19 protein-coding genes, 1 riboswitch and 1 other annotated feature are annotated in these 22,318 nt (G+C 46.4%); of the genes, 3 read left to right on the top strand and 16 right to left on the bottom strand.

Annotated features, from left to right (window positions below; translation table 11 throughout):
- The first annotated feature begins 642 nt into the window (after positions 1–642).
- On the top strand, positions 643–1,914 hold the full coding sequence (locus tag B2751_RS08105) for an NAD(P)/FAD-dependent oxidoreductase (RefSeq protein WP_035406136.1): 1,272 nt from the start codon (positions 643–645) through the stop codon (positions 1,912–1,914).
- Between the two features lie 57 nt (positions 1,915–1,971).
- On the opposite strand, the gene B2751_RS08100 is transcribed toward B2751_RS08105, so the two are convergent.
- The 5 genes from B2751_RS08100 to B2751_RS08080 all read right to left on the bottom strand — a co-directional run bounded on the left by B2751_RS08100 (position 1,972) and on the right by B2751_RS08080 (position 8,925).
- Positions 1,972–2,949 carry a hypothetical protein gene (locus B2751_RS08100; protein ID WP_035406133.1) on the bottom strand — a complete coding sequence of 326 codons (978 nt, stop codon included), beginning with the start codon at positions 2,947–2,949 and terminating at the stop codon, positions 1,972–1,974.
- A 131-nt stretch (positions 2,950–3,080) separates the two neighbouring features.
- Positions 3,081–5,486: a leucine--tRNA ligase gene (gene leuS, locus B2751_RS08095; RefSeq protein WP_035406130.1), complete on the bottom strand. Its 2,406-nt coding sequence runs from the start codon at positions 5,484–5,486 to the stop codon at positions 3,081–3,083.
- 46 nt (positions 5,487–5,532) lie between these two features.
- Positions 5,533–5,755, bottom strand: a binding site (T-box leader).
- 38 nt (positions 5,756–5,793) lie between these two features.
- Positions 5,794–6,438: an HAD family hydrolase gene (locus B2751_RS08090; protein ID WP_035406128.1), complete on the bottom strand. Its 645-nt coding sequence runs from the start codon at positions 6,436–6,438 to the stop codon at positions 5,794–5,796.
- 90 nt (positions 6,439–6,528) lie between these two features.
- Positions 6,529–7,563 carry a peptidoglycan bridge formation glycyltransferase FemA/FemB family protein gene (locus B2751_RS08085; protein ID WP_056062759.1) on the bottom strand — a complete coding sequence of 345 codons (1,035 nt, stop codon included), beginning with the start codon at positions 7,561–7,563 and terminating at the stop codon, positions 6,529–6,531.
- A gap of 183 nt (positions 7,564–7,746) precedes the next feature.
- Positions 7,747–8,925, bottom strand: coding sequence for an MDR family MFS transporter (locus B2751_RS08080; protein ID WP_056062761.1), 1,179 nt, complete (start codon positions 8,923–8,925; stop codon positions 7,747–7,749).
- A gap of 156 nt (positions 8,926–9,081) precedes the next feature.
- Here B2751_RS08080 and B2751_RS08075 point away from each other — a divergent pair, with 156 nt between their 5' ends.
- Positions 9,082–9,678, top strand: coding sequence for a class I SAM-dependent methyltransferase (locus B2751_RS08075; RefSeq protein WP_255344364.1), 597 nt, complete (start codon positions 9,082–9,084; stop codon positions 9,676–9,678).
- A gap of 50 nt (positions 9,679–9,728) precedes the next feature.
- Here B2751_RS08075 and B2751_RS08070 read toward each other — a convergent pair whose 3' ends face one another.
- The 3 genes from B2751_RS08070 to metK form a co-directional block, all read right to left on the bottom strand.
- Complete coding sequence (locus B2751_RS08070) at positions 9,729–10,433, bottom strand: serine aminopeptidase domain-containing protein (RefSeq protein ID WP_035406117.1); 705 nt, start codon at positions 10,431–10,433, stop codon at positions 9,729–9,731.
- A 78-nt stretch (positions 10,434–10,511) separates the two neighbouring features.
- Positions 10,512–11,000: a GNAT family N-acetyltransferase gene (locus B2751_RS08065; RefSeq protein ID WP_035406114.1), complete on the bottom strand. Its 489-nt coding sequence runs from the start codon at positions 10,998–11,000 to the stop codon at positions 10,512–10,514.
- Positions 11,001–11,137: 137 nt separating this feature from the next.
- Positions 11,138–12,346, bottom strand: coding sequence for a methionine adenosyltransferase (gene metK / locus B2751_RS08060; protein ID WP_023469108.1), 1,209 nt, complete (start codon positions 12,344–12,346; stop codon positions 11,138–11,140).
- A gap of 128 nt (positions 12,347–12,474) precedes the next feature.
- Positions 12,475–12,601, bottom strand: a riboswitch (SAM riboswitch).
- A 234-nt stretch (positions 12,602–12,835) separates the two neighbouring features.
- Here metK and pckA point away from each other — a divergent pair.
- Positions 12,836–14,404 carry a phosphoenolpyruvate carboxykinase (ATP) gene (gene pckA, locus B2751_RS08055; RefSeq protein ID WP_197026209.1) on the top strand — a complete coding sequence of 523 codons (1,569 nt, stop codon included), beginning with the start codon at positions 12,836–12,838 and terminating at the stop codon, positions 14,402–14,404.
- 24 nt (positions 14,405–14,428) lie between these two features.
- Here the strand turns inward: pckA and B2751_RS08050 are convergent, their stop codons facing one another.
- The 8 genes from B2751_RS08050 to B2751_RS08015 all read right to left on the bottom strand — a co-directional run bounded on the left by B2751_RS08050 (position 14,429) and on the right by B2751_RS08015 (position 22,303).
- A complete protein-coding gene (locus tag B2751_RS08050) occupies positions 14,429–15,682 on the bottom strand; it encodes an EAL and HDOD domain-containing protein (RefSeq protein ID WP_056062764.1) in 1,254 nt (417 codons plus the stop codon).
- A gap of 166 nt (positions 15,683–15,848) precedes the next feature.
- A complete protein-coding gene (locus tag B2751_RS08045) occupies positions 15,849–16,613 on the bottom strand; it encodes an alpha/beta hydrolase family protein (protein WP_052018981.1) in 765 nt (254 codons plus the stop codon).
- Positions 16,585–17,058 carry an RNA deprotection pyrophosphohydrolase gene (ytkD, locus tag B2751_RS08040; protein ID WP_035406108.1) on the bottom strand — a complete coding sequence of 158 codons (474 nt, stop codon included), beginning with the start codon at positions 17,056–17,058 and terminating at the stop codon, positions 16,585–16,587. The genes B2751_RS08045 and ytkD overlap by 29 nt, the downstream gene beginning before the upstream one ends.
- 173 nt (positions 17,059–17,231) lie before the next feature.
- Positions 17,232–18,581, bottom strand: a complete 1,350-nt coding sequence (locus tag B2751_RS08035; RefSeq protein ID WP_035406105.1) for a glucose-6-phosphate isomerase — start codon at positions 18,579–18,581, stop codon at positions 17,232–17,234.
- 113 nt (positions 18,582–18,694) lie between these two features.
- Entirely contained in the window at positions 18,695–19,861 is a 1,167-nt protein-coding gene (locus B2751_RS08030) for an iron-containing alcohol dehydrogenase (protein WP_290752150.1), read from the bottom strand.
- Positions 19,862–19,999: 138 nt separating this feature from the next.
- Positions 20,000–20,392 carry a S1 domain-containing post-transcriptional regulator GSP13 gene (gene yugI, locus B2751_RS08025; protein ID WP_012371159.1) on the bottom strand — a complete coding sequence of 131 codons (393 nt, stop codon included), beginning with the start codon at positions 20,390–20,392 and terminating at the stop codon, positions 20,000–20,002.
- Between the two features lie 410 nt (positions 20,393–20,802).
- The gene (locus tag B2751_RS08020; protein WP_035406099.1) at positions 20,803–21,846 is read right to left on the bottom strand and encodes a ribonucleotide-diphosphate reductase subunit beta; all 1,044 of its coding nucleotides are present in this window, start codon (positions 21,844–21,846) and stop codon (positions 20,803–20,805) included.
- Positions 21,815–22,303 (bottom strand): flavodoxin domain-containing protein, encoded by a 489-nt coding sequence (locus B2751_RS08015; protein ID WP_056062771.1) that lies wholly within the window; start codon positions 22,301–22,303, stop codon positions 21,815–21,817. The genes B2751_RS08020 and B2751_RS08015 overlap by 32 nt, the downstream gene beginning before the upstream one ends.
- Between the last annotated feature and the right edge of the window lie 15 nt (positions 22,304–22,318).

Below are 22,318 nucleotides of genomic sequence, written 5' to 3'. Positions count from 1 at the left end.
CGCAAAACTAACCCCTCGAATCGTCATCGTGACGGCATCGACGTACGAGGCTGAATCGACGTCACCGCCTGGAATCGCCCGGTGTGCTAAATACGGTGCAAGGAAGAATAAGGCGAGAAAAGAGACAACCCCGGTCAAGGACATGATTTTTAGACCAGACCGATACAAACGTTCACTCGTATCATATTCTCCTAACGCATTGTATTTGGCGACGAATTTCGAGACGGCAACAGGAATCCCCGCTGTCGCAAGACCAATCATGATNNGCATAGTAGTTGTAGGCATAGGTATAGAACATGATACCTGTCGCACCGACCATGAACTGAAACGGAAAGAGATAAATCAAACCCAGTGCGCGGGAAATCAGTGACGCACCGGACAGGAGCATCGTTCCACGAACGAATCCTGCATTGCCGGAAGAAGTAGACTGCTTATTACTGACTGTGGACATGGTAACATCCCTCACGCTTTCTAATTTTTAAATCGACACTCTAATCGTGACTGTCTCATTATACAAGTTCTCTCGTACACAATTGCAAATCATTATACCGCTGTCTATCTTGAATTGAAAGAGACGGTTTGTTTACAGTCGCAACTTCTGCTAAAGTGAAACAAGCAGAATTCTATGAATGAGGTGACCTTATGTACGATGTAATCGTAATCGGAGGCGGACCGAGCGGTTTGATGGCGACGCTCGCCTCTTTACAAGCCGGAGCCCGGACGCTCCTGCTCGATAAAGGAAATAAATTAGGACGAAAGCTCGCAATCTCTGGCGGCGGACGGTGTAATGTCACGAACCGAAAGCCACTCGATGAGCTCGTCCAGTCGATTCCAGGAAACGGACGTTTCCTTTATAGCGCCTTTTCTCAATTTAATAATGAATCGATCATCGATTTGTTCGAAGGATTTGGTGTCGCACTCAAAGAAGAGGATAACGGTCGGATGTTCCCGGTCTCGGATAAGGCGGCAGACGTCGTTCGTGTATTGATCGATCAAATCCGTGCACATGGCGCCGAGATTCAAACAGACGCGCAAGTCGCTACGCTCGACTTCCATCCAGATGGTTCTTTTGCAGCTGTCATCTTAGAAAACGGCATGCGTCTTGAAGCAAAAAGTTGTATCGTAGCGGTCGGCGGACAATCTGTTCCGCACACGGGTTCGACGGGTGACGGCTATCCGTGGGCTGAAAAAGCGGGTCATACGATCACGGAACTTTTCCCAACGGAAGTCCCGATTTTGTTAGGTGATACGTTCATTCATGAAAAAACATTACAAGGACTGTCGTTGCGTGACGTTGCCTTAACGGTTCACGGTAAAAAGGACAAAGCAATCAAGACACATACGGGTGATCTACTGTTCACACACTTCGGTTTAAGTGGTCCGATCGCTTTACGGTGTAGCCAATATACGATCAAAGAGCGCAAACGATCGAAAGAGACGATCGTTCATCTATCGATTGATCTCTTCCCGGATGAGTCACTTGGTGCATTAACAGAACGCTTCCAGGCAGCACTTGCGGCAAATCCGAAGAAATCGGTTCGGAATGCCCTTCGTGGTTTTGTACCAGAACGATTGCTTGAACTCCTGTTCGCTCGAATCGGCTTTGGCGATGAAGTTTGTACACAAGTAAAGAAACAGGACTGGACGGACTTCCTGCAACAATTGAAACGATTCCCACTCAAAGCAACAGGAACGCTCGATTTCGATAAAGCCTTCGTCACTGGTGGCGGTGTCTCGATTAAAGAGATTGATCCCAAAACGATGATGTCGAAAAAGGCGGAGCGATTATTCTTCGCTGGCGAAATTCTTGATATCCATGGCTATACAGGTGGATACAATATCACAGCTGCGTTCGTGACGGGTCATTGTGCCGGTAGTCACGCTGCAGAGATGGCACGTGACACTGTCTCTTAATACAAAAAAGACCCGATTTGTCTCTGTTAATCAGAGAAATCGGGTCTTTTTTCTACATCAGTCAATCGGTGTGAACGATCGACTTGAGAATTTATCCGTGACGACTAAGGCGAACAATTCATTATCTTGTACAAAGATTCCTTTTGATCCATACACTTTCGGACTCGCTGTCTCCCCCGTAATCGTTTTCTCTTTCTGATCAATCGAATAAAGATAAAGTGCTTCTGAGTCTAACGTATAGATCCGACCTTGCCGTTCTGCAAGACCAATCGGACGGAATCTGGATTCAAATGCTTTTTTCGCATCACTTCGCATTCCGCTCGCCGCTTCGATTTTCTCTCGTTTGATGATCGACAAGTACGGTGGTTTTTGCTTTTTCTTTAAGGCACGCTTCTTCTTTTCCGAAGCATCTGGATCAATCTTGATTTTGTCCTCTTTCATTGCAAAGTAAGTCAATTCAACACGACCAATCGAGCGAATTTGATTGATTGTATAGAATTCTTTTTTCTTCGCATCATATCCAAGACCATGGAAACTGTCTCGAATCGTCGTCCCTTGTACTTTTTCGCGTTTTTCTTCGCTCCAGACGCCATCTTTTCGTTTAATCGTGACTAGAATTTGATTCGACGTCAATAAAGCGACTGTCTCTCCGTCAACGAGTGTCATCCCGTCAAGACCAGACAATAAGAGTTTCCCTTCTTCCAACTGAAACGTCGCATTGATGCGTTCTCCAGTTCCACTGATTTCAAAGAAACGGTAGTCCTCTGTTACGACGAGGTACGAACCTATGGAATCATCATATAACATCTGTTGAACATTTTTAATTAACGGTTCTTCTGGATTCGGAATGGCTGAAGGCGTTTTCGGTGGCACCTGTTTGACAGCTGCCTGATGCTTCGATTGCGTCTCGATTTTCGCGAACGTTTCCTGAATACGTGACAACGTCTCTGGCTTCGAGAAGACGAGCAGTATACAAAGAATCAACCCCGAAACGACAGCAAAAATCGTTGTATAGACTATATAAGATCGTTTCATTGATGATAATCGCCTTTCTTTCTCGGTTTCTGATTCAGTGTAGCAGAAGGACGTTCAAAAAAAAAGCGGACTTGCGACGGAAATGAAGAAACCCCTTCCATTCGCATCAAGTGAATGAAAGGGGTTATGGCTTAGTTCGCCACGATATTGATCAATTTTTTCGGTACGACGATGACTTTCCGAACCGTCTTGTCGCCAATCCATTCTTGTGTCTTTTCATCAGCAAAGGCAAGTGCTTCGATTTCTTCTTTTGTCGCATCGATGTTGATTTCGATTTTCGAGCGAACTTTACCGTTCACTTGAATGACGAATTCCATCGTATCGCTGACAAGTTTTGATTCATCGAATGTTGGCCATGCCGCATACGTCAATGTCTCTTCAAAGCCAAGTTGTTCCCACAGTTCTTCACCAAGGTGCGGTGCGACTGGTGTTAACAATTGAATGAATCCACGAAGGAAGTGACGCGGGAGAACCGGCTGTTTATTCGCTTCGTTGACGAAGACCATGAGTTGCGAAATCCCGGTGTTGAACTGAATGTTCGCGAAGTCTTCCGTGACCTTCTTGACGGTCTGGTGGTATGTCCGTTCGAAGTCAGCATCGACTTCCGTGACGTCTTGAATGTCTGCTGTCCGTTCGAACAAGCGCCAAACGCGATCGAGGAAACGACGCGCTCCGTCAAGACCGTTCTCAGACCAGGCAACCGATGCATCGAGTGGTCCCATGAACATTTCGTATAAACGTAACGTATCAGCACCATGCGACTTGACGATTTCATCTGGGTTGATGACGTTACCGCGAGATTTTGACATTTTCTCGTTGTTCTCTCCAAGGATCATTCCTTGGTTGTATAACTTCTGGAATGGTTCTTTTGTTGGTACGACGCCTGCATCATACAAGACTTTATGCCAGAACCGTGCATACAACAAATGGAGAACAGCATGCTCTGCCCCACCGATATAAATATCGACTGGAAGCCAGTATTTTAATTTTTCTGGATCCGCAATCGCTTCTTCATTGTGTGGATCGATGAAACGAAGGTAGTACCAGCAGCTTCCGCCCCATTGTGGCATCGTATTCGTCTCGCGACGGCCTTTCATTCCTGTTTCAGGATCTGTGTAATCCAACCAGTCTTCAGCAAGCGCAAGTGGTGATTCGCCCGTACCAGACGGTTTGATTTCTGGAATGATTGGAAGTTCAAGCGGTAATTCCTCTTGATTGAGTGTTTTCATTGAACCATCTTCCATATGAACGACTGGAATCGGCTCGCCCCAATACCGTTGACGACTGAACAACCAGTCTCGGAGTCGATACGTGATTTTTTTACGACCGACTTGGTTCGTTTCGAGTTCAGCGATCATCGTCTCGATTGCTTCTTGTTTCCCAAGTCCATCAAGCATATGCGAGTTGACGTGTTCGCCCTCTCCTGTGTAGGCTGCTTCGTCGACATTTCCACCCGCGACGACTTCAACGATCGGTAAGTCGAATTGTTTCGCGAATTCGTGGTCGCGCTCATCGTGTCCTGGAACAGCCATGATCGCACCTGTTCCGTAAGAAGCAAGGACGTAATCAGCGATCCAGATTGGAAGACGATCGCCTGAGATCGGATTGACCGCAAAAGCACCCGTGAAGACACCCGTTTTTTCCTTCGCTAAATCCGTTCGCTCGAGATCTGACTTCGTTTGGACTTGCGAAATGTACGCATCGACGGCTTCCTTGTGATCCGCTGTCGTGATGTCAGCTACGAATGGATGCTCCGGTGCAAGTACTAGATACGTCGCACCGAAGATCGTGTCCGGACGTGTCGTAAAGACCGTGACTTGTTTTTTATGTCCATCAATCGTGAAATCAATCTCAGCACCCTCAGATTTCCCGATCCAGTTGCGTTGCATCTCTTTGACAGAATCCGGCCAATCGAGATCATCCAGATCTTCAAGAAGGCGATCCGCATATTCCGTGATTTTCAATACCCATTGACGCATCGGAACACGCACAACCGGATGATTTCCGCGTTCGGATAATCCGTCGATGACCTCTTCATTCGCAAGGACAGTTCCAAGTGCCGGGCACCAGTTGACTGCGACTTCGTCTACGAAGGCAAGTCCTTTTTCATACAACTTCGTAAAGATCCACTGCGTCCATTTGTAGTATTTTGGATCCGTTGTGTTGATTTCACGATCCCAGTCATACGAGAATCCAAGTTCTTTAAGCTGACGCTTGAACGTCTCGATGTTTTTCGCTGTGAATTCGCGTGGATCGTTTCCTGTATCGAGCGCGTATTGTTCTGCTGGTAATCCGAACGCATCCCATCCCATTGGGTGAAGGACATTGTATCCTTGCATCCGCTTCATCCGTGCGAGGATATCCGTTGCTGTGTAACCTTCCGGATGACCAACATGGAGTCCAGCACCTGACGGATACGGGAACATATCAAGGGCATAGAACCCTTCTTTTTCTGGATCTTCTGTCGTGACGAAGGCGTTGTCTTGATCCCAACGCGCCTGCCATTTCGGTTCAATTTCGCGATGATTGTACGGCATGTCTTTTCCTCCTCTAATCTAAAAAAACCGGTCTTCCGCCCCTAAGAAAAGGGACGAAAGACCGGTTTGGCTTCCGCGGTACCACCCACGTTGTCTGTCTATGACAGACCGCTTGATTCACGGATAACGGTGTGAAAGACCGGATTCGCTACTACGACTTCACGAATCGTGCTCCCTGACGAGTTCACGGTTGTTACCGACTGGTTCGCACCTTCCACCAGCTCTCTTGACGGCACCTTTCCCCTACTACTTCAGTTCCATGCATTTGACTATCTTTTTCTAGTGTAATCTGTTTCTTCCTCAAGCGTCAACGCTTCCGTAAAATTTCCTCGATTTCTGCGTGTGATTGCGCGACATGATCTGCTTGCTCTAAGCGTTGCGTTGGCATCCGGTCATCAAGAAGCGCAATCACTTCCATGCCTGCTGCTTTCGCACCAATCATCCCGTTCGCAGCGTCTTCAATGACGAGACAGTTCTCGGGTGCGTGTCCAATCCGCTCTGCCGCAAGTCGAAAAATCGCGGGATCCGGTTTCGAACGGATGACTTCTTCTCCACTGACGTAGTGCGTGATCGGAAGCCCATAATGACGGATGACACGTTCGATTTTCTGAAGTGAACTCGAAGAAGCAATGCCGATATCGTAACCAAGAGTCGCCGCTTGTTCGATGACTTGTGTGACGCCTTTTTTTAATCCACACTCTTCCGGCTTTGCATGAATTTGAAACAAGCGATGTTCTTCCTCAAGCAACGCACTAGCTGTTTCTTTCAGCTGATGCTGGGCGACGAGTTCTTCCCACATTTCATCTCCTGTTTTTCCCATGAACGTTGCATACTGAACCGGATCAAGCGGAATCGATAACCTTTTGAACATCTGTTGATGCACTTCAAAGTAGCGAATCTCACTATCTAAGATAACCCCGTCCATATCAAAAATCAGACCGCGTTTTTTCACGATAACTCCCCCTTTATTGATCGATCCTGACTTCAGCATATCAAAAAAACGACTACACGATGTAGTCGTTTTCATACTCTCATTATCTATTTAACTAGTTGCCACCTGAATACCAGCTTGTCGATACGCCGGAAAATAATCGGAATCAGCATTTGATCCGTATCGTACGCAGAGCAAATCATATAGTGATGGCTGCAGGATGGATTTTCCTTGATGATACTCAAATAGTCGATATCCAGTGTAACGGCATTTACTCTCAAAAAGACTATCCCGTTCTTGATACCCGCCCCCAAGATGTTGTTCGACGAGTCCCCGTGCTTTTGCCTGAAGAATTGCTTCGTACTCAAGTCGCTGATTCGGGAACATTTTCGCTTCATCCCGCTTACAGCCGATCAAATGACCGTGGGCGTATTCTTTTCCAAGCAATACGAAGTATCCCCCAACCGCTTTTCCGTCGATTTCCGCCATCAGTAATAAGGGCTCACAAAGTGGGTTCGTCTCCATCAATTGCTCAAAATACGTCGCGGTAAAATAATAATGAGCCGAGGCATTCTTCCGGTCCATCGTTTCATGATACAACGCTAAAAAAACAGGTAGATCGTCCCGCGTTCCTGTTCTGACGGTTAAGGGTGAAGCAAGCGATTTACGAATCATGCTTCTCGTCTTCTTATGAAATGTCTGCATGATATCTTCAAGTGAAGGACGCAAATCAATACTCGTCGTATGACGGATGAAGGAAACTTTTGTCCAGTCCTGCATAAACCGTTCATTACCTGTTAATGGATTAAAGCGGATCATTTCCGAGACGATCGATTCTTGCTCCGCCCACCTCTCAAAGGATAAACGAGCCTGCTGGATCTCGGACGCAGTCAGTCGACCGATGATTTCCGGTCCGCCATAGCCGTACGGAGTAATGAGATCTGAATAAGGCGTATCAAAAATACGACGCTTCAAAAAAGGATAAAACAGTGTTCCTGCATGACCTTCATAAAGAAATAATACCGCTTGCTCAGACGGTCTAGCGTTGAGCGTGACGTATTGGTGACTATAGAAGATATCAAGAGGCTGTTTCTGTACGTGTGTCGTCCAAGTTGCGGCATCTGTGATGAATTGACACCTTTCCATCCGTGCACCTCCAGTCAAAAAGAAGCAACGTTCATATGACCTTTCTTTTCAAGTTCTTGATTAGAAAGTACCCGTTTCTTTGCCGAAATATTCCATATTATTAAATGTTTGTTTTATAATTTTCGAACGAATGATGTAACAAAAGACAGCTGATCTATTGTCCGCTGTCTCACAAGATAAAGCTCATGATGTGGTTTTAGGAATAGCACGAAGGAAAACAACTCCTGCTAACAGGATCAATCCAATTAAGGTCAAGAAAACTGCTGACATACCTGATAAATCGTAGATCAAACCTCCAACTGTCGGACTGATCATCCGCCCTGCTGAAGCAGCGATATTAACGTATCCTTGGAATTCTCCTTCTTTTCCGATTGGCGCAAGTCGCGCCGCCATTGCAGGAACCGCTGGCCAGATGAACATCTCACCGATTGTCAGAATGATCATCGCCACGAGGAACATCTTGAAGCCGCCTGCAAACGGAACAATCAGATAAGAGAGAAGGAAGATGCCTGTCCCGGTCATCAGTTGGCGTTTCAAATCATCTCCAAACCAACGAAGAATTGGTGTTAATAAAGGTTGTGCGAACACGATAAGCGCTCCATTGATTGTCCAAAGAATCGAGTACTCGGAAATCGTGACACCGAGCGATTTCGTATGGACAGCAAAGGTCCCTTGCCATTGCACATAAACGAACCAAAGTAAGGCATAACCGATCGAAACGAGCAACATCGTCCGTGCGGATCCGCGCGAAAGTGGTGTGCGTGTCGTTTCGATCTCGTCATGTGCCGCATGCATCCGCGCTGGCGCCTGAATCCAGGACAAACCGACAAACAAAATGATGGCAAAGACGATATAGAGAACGAGATTGGCGATGAAGATGTACTGAATCGAAAAAGCAGCAATTTGACCACTAACAGCTGTCCCGAGGGCTACACCGACGTTTTGCGCGACATAGATCGCATTAAAGGCGCGGCGTCCGCCTTCCGGCCAGATGACGCCCGTCATTGCGTAGATCGTTGGGAAAACCATCCCACCGACGAATCCAATCAATCCAAGCATCGCGACGTATCCAATATACGTCTGATGAAATAGCAACAAGCCGACGGAAGACAGGACAAGTCCGATGACACTGATGACAAGCGTCTTCTTTCCACCGAGTCGGTCAAACGCTTTTCCGCCTAAGTAGTTCCCAACGATTGCTAAGGCTGAGTTGACGAATAACGCCATTCCGGCTTTTGTCATCGACTCCCCTAAATATTCATGAATATATAATGTATTGAACGGCCATAAAAAAGAGGATCCCGTCGTATTGATGGCCATCGCAAGGACGAGGATCCAGACCGCTTTTGGTAATTTTGGCATACCTTTGGTCCTCCTATTTCATTCTCAACCTTGCCACTTTACGCAATCCCTCCCACGCCTGTCAAGCCACTTCACTTTTCGTCAATGACTCAAAAGATGGTATAATGCAGGAGGAATCATACATACGATGATCATGTATAAAGAGAAAAACAGCCCATAGGAACAGGAGTCTATGCCATGTCACTTGCCCGTGTACTACCTTATACGAAACAATTACTGGAGTCCGTCATCGAACCTGGTGACTGCGTCGTCGATATGACTGCCGGAAATGGACATGATACGCAGTTCTTAGCAGAATGCGTCGGTCCAGAAGGTAGAGTCCTTGCGTTCGACGTCCAAGCTCAAGCCATCGAGGAATCGACACGACGTCTCGACGAAGCCGGAATGTTAGAACGTGTCGATCTTTATCACGAAAGTCACATCCATGTTGGTGCGCGTCTTTCGGACGAACGACGGCCTGTTCGTGCCGGCGTCTTCAATCTCGGATACTTGCCTGGAAGTGATAAATCGATCACGACGACAGGTGAAGAGACGCTTGAAGCACTCGACGCTCTCCTCCCGGTACTTGCACCTGGTGGTCTTGTCGTCCTTGTCGTCTATCACGGTCATCTTGAAGGAAAACGGGAACGCGATGCTGTCCTCGATTACGTCACAGCCCTTGATCAGCAAGGTTATGCCGTTCTTCAGTACCGCTTCTTGAATCAACAGAATCATCCACCGTTCATCATCGCGATCGAGAAAAAAGTGCGCTGACAGTAGAAATAAAGAAGTGATGGCTTCCGCTATGGAAACCATCACTTTTTTCATTCTTCGACTAATTTAAAAAACAACAATAATTTTTCCGCAAACCGTGTATTCAACCGTTCAAAGCTGAAATGCGGGAAACCGTGTAGACGTTGTAAGTAAATCTGATCGCCACCCATTTTCCGACATACTTCGAGTGTCAGTTTGACGTCTGCGAACTGATCGTCTGGTGCATAAAAACAAGCCAAGTTTACACGAGGCAGTTTTTTTCGTTCCTCGTCATGTACGACGATCTCTTCTTCGATTTCCCGGTACTGCGCATACGTCAGTTCACCGATGCGAACGGTATCTTCCGTACTTTGACCAAACGGCAACGTACCGAGTGGCGCATCAGGACGGAAACGATCAAACGCACTCGCGAAGACTTGTTTGACACCTCCGAGTTGTTTCGACGGATGCCAATCAAACAATGGTGAAACGAACGCAAGACTTGCGACTGGTAGTTCATATTCTTGCAACAGACGATTGACGACGAGTGCCCCCATGCTACAGGCGATGATATGAATCGGTAGCTTTCGTTTTCCTGCTTCGCGTAATGCTTCTTTTAATAGTTGACCGTGCTCTTCAAACGAAATGCGACGTGGTGCGTCGACGAGTAGCACTTCATACTCTCTTTCGAGTACTCGAATCAAAGCTTCACTCGGACGGGCACGCAGTTGTAACGGATAGACTAATACGATGATTCCTGTTGGTTGTTCAACCACAAACTCACCTCTTCACTTCATACTTCCTTTTCACGATACCTTATTTCAAACGCAAACGAAACCGTCCCGAGACGGATTTCACGAGGCAACATGACGAAGACGAACGACTGATTCCGCTTGCCCAAACACTTCTTCCGTCATCTCACTAAGTTCTTCAAAACCAAATGAGGTCAGGAATTGACGCGCTTTATAGTTACGTGCTTCCACGTAGACTTCGAGTGGGACGGCTCCTTGTCGTTCGAGTTCACGAATCAGACGTCTTCCGATTCCGTTTTGCTGATATTCCGGCAAGACGTAAAGCCGAATGATTTCCCATGTTCCTTCGACATCAACAGCATGAATGAAACCGACGATTTCCTCGTCGATGATTCCGACATAAAAATACTCTCCCCGTGCTTCTTCCGCCGTCCGGATCGCACGAACGACTTCTTCTTGCGGATACGCCTCCTGCACGAAATGCGCTTTCGAACGTTCGGAATAGATTTCTTCATACGTATCCAACCAAGATGTGATAGCAATGTCATGAATACGTCCTGCATCAGCTGGAATAGCTTCGCGTATTTCCATAATCGGAACCCCCCTTTATACTCATACAAATCGACTCATGTACTTTTACCCTTTTCTAGAAAAAACATTCGTTTCCTGCAAAGTTCCGCGGAAACAAAAAAGCCCGAAAACCCACATAGGATTTCCGGACTTTTTGATTATGCGAAACGTTTTGCTTGTTCTTCAAGAACTGCTGCTTTATCTGTTTGCTCCCATGGAAGCTCAACATCTGTACGACCGAAGTGACCGTATGCAGCTGTTTGACGATAGATCGGACGACGGAGATCAAGCATGTTGATGATTCCAGCCGGACGAAGATCGAAGTTTTCAGCAACCAATTCGACGAGTTGTGCTTCAGGAAGTTTTCCTGTGCCGAATGTATCAACTGCGATTGATACAGGGTGCGCGACACCGATTGCGTACGCAAGTTGAACTTCTGCTTTGTCTGCAAGACCTGCAGCAACGAGGTTCTTCGCGACGTAACGTGCTGCGTATGCAGCTGAACGGTCGACTTTTGTTGGATCTTTACCTGAGAATGCTCCACCGCCGTGGCGTGCGTATCCACCATACGTATCAACGATGATCTTACGACCAGTCAATCCAGCATCTCCTTGTGGTCCGCCAATGACGAAACGACCAGTTGGGTTGATGAAGAATTTCGTTGCTGCGTCGATGTATTCAGCCGGGATGACCGGTGTGATGACGTGTTCTTTCAAATCAGCTTGGATTTGCTCAAGCGTAACTTCTTCCGCATGTTGTGTCGAGATGACGATCGTATCGACACGAACCGGCTCGTTGTTCTCGTTGTATTCGACCGTGACTTGTGTTTTTCCGTCCGGACGAAGGTAGTCGAGTTGACCGTTTTTACGCACTTCTGCCAAACGGCGTGCGAGACGGTGCGAAAGCGAAATTGGAAGTGGCATGAGTTCTGGTGTTTCTTTCGTTGCGTAACCGAACATAAGACCTTGGTCTCCTGCACCGATTGCATCGATTTCTGCATCAGACATGCTACCTTCACGTGCTTCAAGCGCTTGGTCGACACCAAGAGCGATATCTGCTGATTGCTCATCGATCGATGTCAATACAGCACATGTATCCGCATCGAAACCGTATTTCGCGCGTGTGTAGCCGATTTCACGAATCGTTTCACGAACGACTTTTGGAATGTCGACGTAAGTGGATGTCGTGATCTCACCTGCAACGAGAACGAGACCTGTTGTAACAGAAGTTTCTGCCGCAACACGTGCGTTTGGATCCGCTGCAAGAATCGCATCGAGGATTGAATCCGAAATTTGGTCACAGATTTTATCTGGATGACCTTCAGTGACTGACTCCGACGTGAATAGTCGGCGATTAAGGTTTGTCATGTATGACCCTCCCAAAAAAGAATTTGACGGTGTACTCATTTCCCCTAGTTGAGTGGGACGGTAAAATGAAAAAAACCTTTCCAAGTCCAAAAAATGGTCAGGGAAAGGTTGTGCGTTCTTCCTTTACCCTCTTATCGTTCGAAGTGTTTACTTCGCTTCAGGAGAGCACCTTTTCCCTCATTAATATATGAATTAATGTAGGACGGTTGCCGGGTTTCTTCGGGCCTTGTTCCCTCCACCTGCTCAGAATAAGAGTATCCGTTACGAATTACATGATATAAAGTTGTACCTACTCTGTCAAGCAAGGTTTCAAATTCTAGTCGAAACTTTTTAAAAGAGATGTTAAACTATTAATGCTGAAAGCGTTTCCAGATAAATAGAAATCAGCACCAGAAAATGATTGCGCTCCCTTTAGTATGTCATATATAATGAATGTGTCATACTAAATGCAGTGAGCCAAAACCAACGTAGGGGAAAGGTGGGGTCAGGATGCCGATGACGGTCCTGAATATCGAAGAACTACTCAAGAAAGAGCATGTGTTCAAACAACTATCTGTTGCTGAACTTGTCGAACATGCGATTCGAAACGAAGAAGGTGTCCTTGCTGAGAACGGCGCACTATCTGTAGAAACGGGGAAATTTACAGGTCGTTCACCGAAAGATAAGTTCATCGTCCGTGATTCTTCCTGCGAGTCTCACATCGATTGGGGTCATGTTAACCAACCGATGGATGGAGACAAATTTGAACAATTGTTACAAAAGGTTCTTCGTTACATGAACGAAGCCGATCAGCTCTACTACACAGAAGCTGCTGCTGGGGCAGATACGCACTTCACCCTTCCGGTTCGTGTGCTCACACAATACGCTTGGCATAACCTGTTTGCCAAACAACTCTTTTTACGCGAGTATCCTGAAGTGGCTGCCTTCGAACCGTTCACGGTCGTCTACGCGCCACATTTCAAAGCAGATCCTACCGTTGACGGAACGAATTCCGAGACATTCATCGCCATGTCGTTTGAACACCGGATCGTCTTGATCGGCGGAACCGAATATGCGGGCGAAATCAAAAAATCGATTTTTTCCGTCATGAACTACCTCTTACCACAAGAAAATGTCCTTTCGATGCACTGTTCAGCAAACGTCGGACACGAAGGCGACGTCGCCTTGTTCTTCGGTCTATCCGGTACTGGTAAGACCACCCTGTCAGCAGACGATAGCCGTCAATTGATCGGTGACGATGAGCATGGTTGGTCGCATGACGGCGTCTTCAACATTGAAGGTGGATGTTATGCGAAGACGGTCAATCTGTCACGCGAAAAAGAACCGCAAATTTTTGATGCGATCCGTTTCGGAACTGTCCTTGAAAACGTCGTGCTCGATGAATCTCGTCATCCTGATTATGATGACACATCGTTGACAGAAAATACACGTGCTGCTTATCCGATCACAGCGATCGATAACATCGCTGTTCCATCACGGGCTGGTCATCCGAAGACGATTGTCTTCTTGACGGCTGATGCGTATGGCGTCTTGCCTCCGATCAGTAAATTGACGAAAGAACAAGCGATGTATCATTTCCTATCAGGTTATACATCAAAACTTGCTGGAACAGAGCGTGGTATCACGGAACCGGAAGCAACGTTCTCGACATGCTTCGGTTCACCATTTCTTCCACTGATACCTGAAAAGTATGCGACGATGCTCGGAGAACTGATTGATCGTCACGGTGTGACCGTTTATCTCGTCAACACAGGCTGGACAGGCGGTGCTTACGGGACAGGTAGTCGAATGAAGCTATCGTATACACGGACGATGGTCAACGCTGCCGTCAACGGAACACTTGCAGCGATTCCAACAGAAGAGCACCCAATCTTCGGACTTCATATGCCACTTGAAGTTCCTGGTGTTCCAAGTGAATTACTCAATCCGGTACGCGTCTGGTCAAATCCTGACGAATACAACACACAAGCGCGTTCGCTTGCTGAGAAATTCCAACATAATTTCCTTCGTTTCGAAAGTGCGACGGATGCGATCAAGTCAGCAGGTCCATGTCTATAAAAAAAGAGCCTCAGGGCTCTTTTTTTATAGAATGGCATCTGTCTCTTCTTGAAGATGCATCTCTTTTTGCATAAGCCACTCCTGACTTTCCGTCAGTAACGCATATGCTCGCGAAAGTGATACACCTAACCGTTGACTGAGCAATTCGAACTGTTCGAAATCACCGCGATCTGCGCTGATCGCAAGCACTAGACAATCCCGGAACGGATGGTCTTTTCCTTGGAGGACAATCTTCAAGGAATCCTCGATTGGCAATTGATCGATGATGTCGTCAATATCAACGGACAATAACGCATCGATATGCGATAACAAGCCGATCATATAGGCACTCTCTTGTTGCAGCGTCCTTGTTTCTGTTGCAAACAACTCACAGAGCTTTGCGCAATGTAAGGAAGATCGCAGCAACTCATTCGACCATTCATAAGGACTTGCGAGCTTCATTTCACGTAAGACAATCAACGAAATCCAGCTTTTAAGTTGAGCGAAGCCAAGTAGTGAGATCGCTTGACGAACGGAACTAACCGTATTGCGTAATCCCACTCCCGGAGAATTGATTAGTTGTAATACCTGGATGCTGATATACGGATTGGCTTCGATTTCATCAATGACTTCATCGTACTTCTCATCCGTATCAAGCCACTTCAGCATCTTTAACAACACCGGCAATTGTGGTGGAACAGCTTTCCCTTTCATCAGCATCGGTTTAGCATAAAAATAGCCTTGGAACCAGTCATACCCCATATCAAGACAACGTGTATGGTCCTCGTGCGTCTCGACACGTTCAGCAAGCATCTTAATATGAGGATAATTACGTCGAACGATATGCAAAATGGCACTTTGCTCGCGAGGGGAAATTGCCTCGATGTCGATTTTAATTAAATCGATCAACGCAAACAATTCCGCTCCGTGCTGTCGAAGTAAATCTGTCACAAAATCATCAAGTGCTAATGTGAAGCCTGCTTCTTTCCAACTATGCAGAACAGACAACATTTCAGTATCAATATCAACTGTCTCTAAAATTTCAATGACGAATCGGTTAGGATCTAAATAATGAATCAGATCACTTTTCAACAAATCTGACGTAAAGTTGACGAAAAGTTTTTTTCCTTCCGCGACATGTTCCACCCCCATATGGACGAGTGTATTCGTCAATACATCCATCGTCGCTAAATCCCCATCAAAAATAGTCATTTGTTCAATCGAACGATACAATAATTCAAATGCATCAATTGATCCAACTCGATTAACGATGGGTTGACGTGCTAATAAGATATCCATCGTTCTCCTGCCCCCTCCATTGTCCTCAGATGGTTTCTATTATATCAAAGTTTACTTTTTAGGAGATTATTGTTTTTTACAATGTATCAATGGTCTGTTTTTTCAATCTCTATGCTTCATCTTCCAAAATACAAAAAGCAATACGACAAACGTCGTATTGCTTGAATCATGTATCATATCGGTTCCAAATGCCTGTCTCGAACCAAGTCAAAATATCACGCGTCACACGTAATTTTTCATGGATCGGGAACTGATGTGCATACGCATAAGTCTGAAGCAGGGTTTGGTCGGGATGACGTGCAGCATAAGCCGTCGCATGTCGTAAACGAACGTTCTCATCATACGCACCGTGAATCAATAATACTTCACCTTGAGGAGCGACATGAAGCGGCGAGCGCACCTTATACGCCTCAGGTACGGTGTCTGGTGTCCCCCCCGTATAGCGACGCAACATTTTTTGCATCGTCTTCTGCTCCTCGTAGGTCCATGTCAACTCGGTCACGCCTGCCCACGACACCGTCCGCGAAACTGGACGATGATGAGCCAGGAGTAATGCCATTTGCCCCCCACGAGAAAATCCGAATGCATGAACATGCGAGACACGTTGTTGCAACCAATCGAAAGCACTGCATGCGTCTTCGACATCCCGATGTCCGAAATCTTCTTTTCCTGTTCCGCCTAAGTTTCCCCGATAGAAAGGTGCCATGACGAAAAAACCAGCCTGCGCGAACGCGAGCAGCCGTGTCGGTCGAACCATTCCGATAGATCGTGTGCCACCTCGCAAGTAGAGAATCCCCTGTCCGTTCGCGACTTGCGGAAGTACGATATAGGCACCGACGCGCTCCCCGTCTGTCGTCGTATAGAACATCCGAAACGTCCGAAACGGACCTTGCCGCGGAAGTTCAAACCAATCGGCGTTCGCTAAGTACACGGAGTGTCTCTGGAAGGACGCGGTCCTTCATCATGAAACTGTATTGTCGGTTCGTATCGAGACGATCAGGGAGTTCCTCGAACAGAAAAGCACCATCTGTTTCATCTACAGCCAAATGGGATGACAGCGATTCGATTTGCGCGAAGTAGATATTTTTAATGATCGTATCCCCTTTTCCGGCAACACGATATTGCCCGATGTACTTCAAGGAATCGATTTTTCCGCCTGTCTCTTCCATCACTTCACGACGTGCGGCTTCTTCTGCCGTTTCACCCGGTTCAACCTTCCCACCCGGAAATTCATATCCGCGTTGCTTATGATGGGTCAGCAACCATTTCCCTTCGTACACGGCAATGACCCACACATGTAGAGGGCGATCCGAGAACGGATGGTCCTCAAAACTTAACTCCACTTGATTTTGATAATAATCCAAGAATGTAATCACGTACGTGCACCTCATTTCTTCTTCTAACTTCACTTTACCTGTTTCACGGGTATTCTAAAAGTGAAAACGCTAGGATTGCCTATAAATCTGGAAAATGATTACTCGTCCTCATCTCGTGAACGTAAAAAAAACAGCCGATGTTCCACTAAGGAACAATCGACTGTCGTTTTGTATTACTTCAAACGTGCTTCGAGTTCTGCTTTTTCTGCTTCGAATCCTGGTTTTCCAAGAAGAGCGAACATATTTTTCTTGTACGCTTCGACGCCTGGCTGATCGAATGGATTTACTCCAAGGAGGTAACCACTCATCGCACATGCTTTTTCGAAGAAGTAGAACAGGAATCCGAGGTGATACGGTGTCATCTCTGGAAGTTCGACTGTCAGGTTCGGAACTTGTCCGTCCGTGTGCGCAAGCAATGTGCCTTCTGCTGCCTTATCGTTGACGAACTGAATCGACTGTCCTGCGAGGAAGTTCAATCCATCAAGGTCCTGAGCGTCTTCTTCAATCGTCAACGCGTGACGCGCTTGTCCGACTTTAATGACTGTCTCAAACAGATCACGACGACCTTCTTGGACATATTGTCCCATTGAATGAAGATCGGTCGAGAAATCAACTGCTGCTGGGAAAATCCCTTTGAAGTCTTTTCCTTCAGATTCGCCGTACAATTGCTTCCACCACTCTGATACGTAATGAAGTGCTGGTTCGTAGTTGACGAGTAGCTCGATCGTTTTCCCTTTCGCATACAATGCATTTCGAACGACTGCGTATTGGTACGCTTCGTTGTCAGCTAGGTTTTCGCTCGCGTAGCGCTCTTGTGCGTCACGTGCCCCTTGCATTAACTCTTCGATCGAAATTCCTGCTGCTGCGATCGGTAATAGACCAACTGGCGTTAACACAGAGAAACGTCCGCCGACATCATCTGGAATAACGAATGTTTCGTATCCTTCAGAATCTGCGAGTGTTTTTAATGCACCGCGGGCTTTGTCCGTTGTTGCGTAAATCCGGTGTTTCGCTTCTGCTTTACCGTACTTTTCTTCCATGAATGCTTTCAAGAGACGGAACGAGATTGCTGGTTCTGTCGTCGTACCTGATTTCGAGATAATGTTGACCGATACATCTTTTCCTTCAAGTACTTCAAATAAATCATGCAGATACGTTGATGAGATATTATGCCCTGCATAGATGATTTGTGGTGCTTTACGCTCGTCTTTTGATAACAAGTTATGGAATGAGTGTCCAAGCATCTCGATTGCCGCACGTGCACCGAGATACGAACCGCCGATTCCGACGACTAGCAACACATCAGAATCCGACTTGATTTTTTCTGCAGACGCTTGGATACGTGCAAACTCCGCTTGATCGTAGTTCGTCGGAAGATCTACCCATCCTAAGAAATCACTTCCTGCACCTGTTCCTGCATGAATCGCATGGTGGAGCGTCTTTACGGTCTCCGTCATGTGTTCTACTTCATGTTGACCTACGAATTGTAGGGCTTTCGAATAATCAAAACGTACTGTTGACATGCCATCGTCCTCCTTATTCATTCGCAACGAAATGCGACCTTCCTTTTCATTAAAACGCAAGAAGGAAGGTCGTTCAAGTCTTTTGTGAAAAGATTAGCAAATGTTACGAGTTGTTATAGGGCAGCTGTCACGATTTGACGAACATCCTCGTTTCCGAGTGATTTGAAGTTTCCGAAGTCGCCGCGAGTCATTGCTGACTTGACGATTGAATCGACTGTATCTTCTTTGATGTCGTAATCCGCAAGACGGTTTGGTGCGCCGAGTGATGTCCAGAAAGCACTAATCGCGTCGATTGTCGCATGTGCTGCTTCCATCTCTGATTTACCTTCTGTGTCGACGTTAAAGACGTTCTCACCGAGTGTGACGAAACGATGTGCGTTTGATTCGTCGAGTACGTGGCGCATCCAGTTCGGGAAGAGAATCGCGAGTCCACCCGCATGTGGGATGTCATGAACAGCCGAGACAGCATGTTCGATGTTATGTGATGCCCAGTCGCCGCGTGCTCCCATTTGAAGAACACCGTTGAGCGCCATCGTACCAGCAAAGAGAATTGTTCCACGAAGTTCCACGTTTTCGAGATCGTTAACGAGTTTTGGTGCTGCTTCGACGACTGCTTTCATGACACCTTCTGTCATGCGTTCTTGAACCGGTGCATGTGCAGGATGGAAGTATTGTTCGAGACAGTGACTCATCATATCGACGATACCGTAGATCGTTTGATCTTTCGGTACGCTGACTGTGTATTTTGGATCAAGAATTGAGAATGTTGGGTACGTAAGCGGACTACCCCAACCATATTTCTCTTGTGTTTTCCAGTTCGTGATGACCGATCCTGAGTTCATCTCAGAACCTGTCGCTGCAAGCGTCAAGACTGTTCCGAATGGAATGACTGTTTTGGGTGTCGCTTTACCGATGACGAGATCCCATGCTTCGCCTTCATACGGGATACCTGCTGCGATCAATTTCGTGCAGTCGATGACAGAACCGCCACCAAGTGCAAGTAGTGCGTCAACGCCTGCTTCACGTGCAATTTTAATTCCGCGTTCTGCAGTTTCGATGCGCGGGTTCGGTTCGACACCGTCGCATTCGACGTACTCGATTCCTGCCGCATTGAGTTCATGTGTGACATCATCATAGACACCGTTACGTTTAATACTTCCACCGCCAAAGACAAGCATGACTTTCTTCGCACCGAGTGCTTCGAGTTGTGGTTTCAGTTGGCTGACTTGACCGTCACCAAAAATAAGTCTTGTTGGATTGCGATATTCAAAGTTTTCCATCTGTGTTGCCTCCTCAATAAGTAATGAACACCTTACATTATCCACACATTCCCCTTTCGCATCTAATTTAATGCTTATTGTATGTAACAATCGCAAAAAAAAAAAGAGAACCGACCGATGTCGATTCTCTCATGTGGCTTATTTTTGGAAGTTTGATTTTTCAATCCATTCTTCCAATTTACCTTTAAGAACGTTGAATCCAGGTGCTTCTTCTTGTTTGAAAGCAGGACCTGCATCGCGACGTCCAGCGTTTTTGCGTGGACCTTTCGCGCGTGCTTCACGTTTTGGAGCTTCCTGAGTTGCTTTGATCGAAAGCTTCATTTTTTTGTTAGCTTCGTCGATGTCGAGAACTTTAACAGTTACTTCATCGCCAACTTTTACGTAATCGTTGATGTCTTTTACGTAATCGTGTGAGATTTCTGAAATGTGGACGAGACCTTGTGTTTGCTCGTCAAGTGCTACGAAAGCACCGAAGTTTTGAATACCAGTTACTTTACCAGTAACGACTTGGTCTTTTTCAAAGTTTGCCATAATGTATACACTCCCTAACTAAATTCATCAACTTATAATAACACACTTTTCTTGTATCGTAAAAAATATTTTTGGAATTTGTTTATTTTTTATTTCACAAGGGAACATTTTAGTAGCAAGACTTCAAGTATTCCCCCTGATTCTGCCGAACTTTCCGAGTTCGGCCCTTTTTTTGTTCTTTTGCTCAATTGACCTAAAAAAAGAGATAACGAAAAGTGATGTGAGCGACTTTCAAAACGCTCTAATAAAAACGGACAGTCTCGGTCTGCTCGCTTTCCGCGGACAAGCCCTCATGCCGCTTCAGATGCGTCGCATCTTCCAGGGTCATGACGACTTGTTTTTCCGCAGGAGTCGAGCAGAACCTCACCTGTCCTAGCGTAAAGGAAATATAGAGTAGAAGCAATCATCAATTATAGGTCATCGAATCCATTCGCATCCGTTACCTTCGCATATGAACGTGATTTTTGTTCGAAGAAGTCCGATTTCGTCGCGTTCATCGAATCATCTGAATATGCCCGAATCCATGGCATGACGTCTTCGTCGTGCCCTTCATAGAGATCCGACAAACCGATGACGCGAAGGCGTTTGTTCGCAAGATATTTGACATAGTCACGCATTTCACTGACGTCCAGACCGTCTAGATCACGCAAGACATATTCGCTCCATTCGATTTCAAGATCCACCGCACGCTTGAATGTGTCGTAGACGAATTGTGTGAATGAGCCATCTGCATCGATTTCTGGATGCTCTGACAAGACAGCACGTAATAACTGGCTGATGAAGTACGAGTGTTGCAATTCATCACGTTGAATATAGCTGATCATCGTCGATGTTCCGACCATCTTCTGATGGCGCGCTAGATTATAGAAGAAAGCAAAGCCAGAATAGAAGTTGATCCCTTCAAGAACGATTGAAGCAACGAGTGATTTCGCGAAGTTCTCTGGAGTCCGGTCATTTTGGAAATCTTCGTATAAATCAAGAATGAATGCATTACGCTTCATGACCATGTCATCGTCTTTCGCGATATCGAAAATCCGGTTTTGTTCAGCCAATGGAACTAAGCTGGATAAGACGTAGCTATACGATTGATTATGAACGACTTCCTGTTGCGCGATGATGGCGAGAATCGCATGAACGGATGAATCCGATGTGAACATCGCTGATTCTAAGATGTAGCGTGTCTGAACCGAGTCAAGGATCGAGAGTAGCCCAATGATTCGTTTGAATGCATCTTGTTCCCGTTCACTCAATTGATTCCATTGTTGCATGTCTTTTGACATTGAAATCTCATCTGGAATCCAAAAGTTCGATAACAGTTGTTTGTAGATCGAGTAAAACTGTGGATAGGCAATATCATTCCAATTGACGATGGCACTTGTTTCGCCACCGATGATTGCTGTCGCGCGGTTTGGATGACGTGCATCAAGCAGTTTGATTTTTTGTAGCTGTTCCATGTGCTTCGACTCCCTCTTGCTGTAATTGAAGAATGGTCCGTCTTGTCCATTCCTTGACGAGATGCGGGCGATTGCGTGGTGACTGTTCGATTTTCAACAGTTCTCCGGCAAGCGGGACCCCGAATTTCGAGAGGTGATACGCCATCTCATCGACGGCGCGACAATATTTGACGAACATCTTATCCCCTGTTCCAAAAACAGCTGCCTGCGGAATCGCATGCGTGCTCTCCTTCAAAACCGTTCTAAGACAGTCGCGCATATCGTCGGGTAATTGCCCATCTCCCCACGTATACGAACCAAAATAGACGATATCATAAGGCATTAACTGATACGTCGTCACTTCGTCCGCAAACAACATCGTCGGCTCGATTCCCATCTCAGAACACGTCTTCGCGACGAGTTCTGCCACCTCCTCCGTGTTTCCACTCAATGACGCATATACGATTGCTGCCTTCATGATATCGTCCTCCTT

Source organism: Exiguobacterium sp. UBA6282, assembly GCF_002440475.1.
Classification (GTDB): Bacteria; Bacillota; Bacilli; order Exiguobacteriales; family Exiguobacteriaceae; genus Exiguobacterium_A.
The sequence above is the reverse complement of the archived record's forward strand: the minus strand, read 5'-3'. Positions and strand labels throughout refer to the sequence as shown.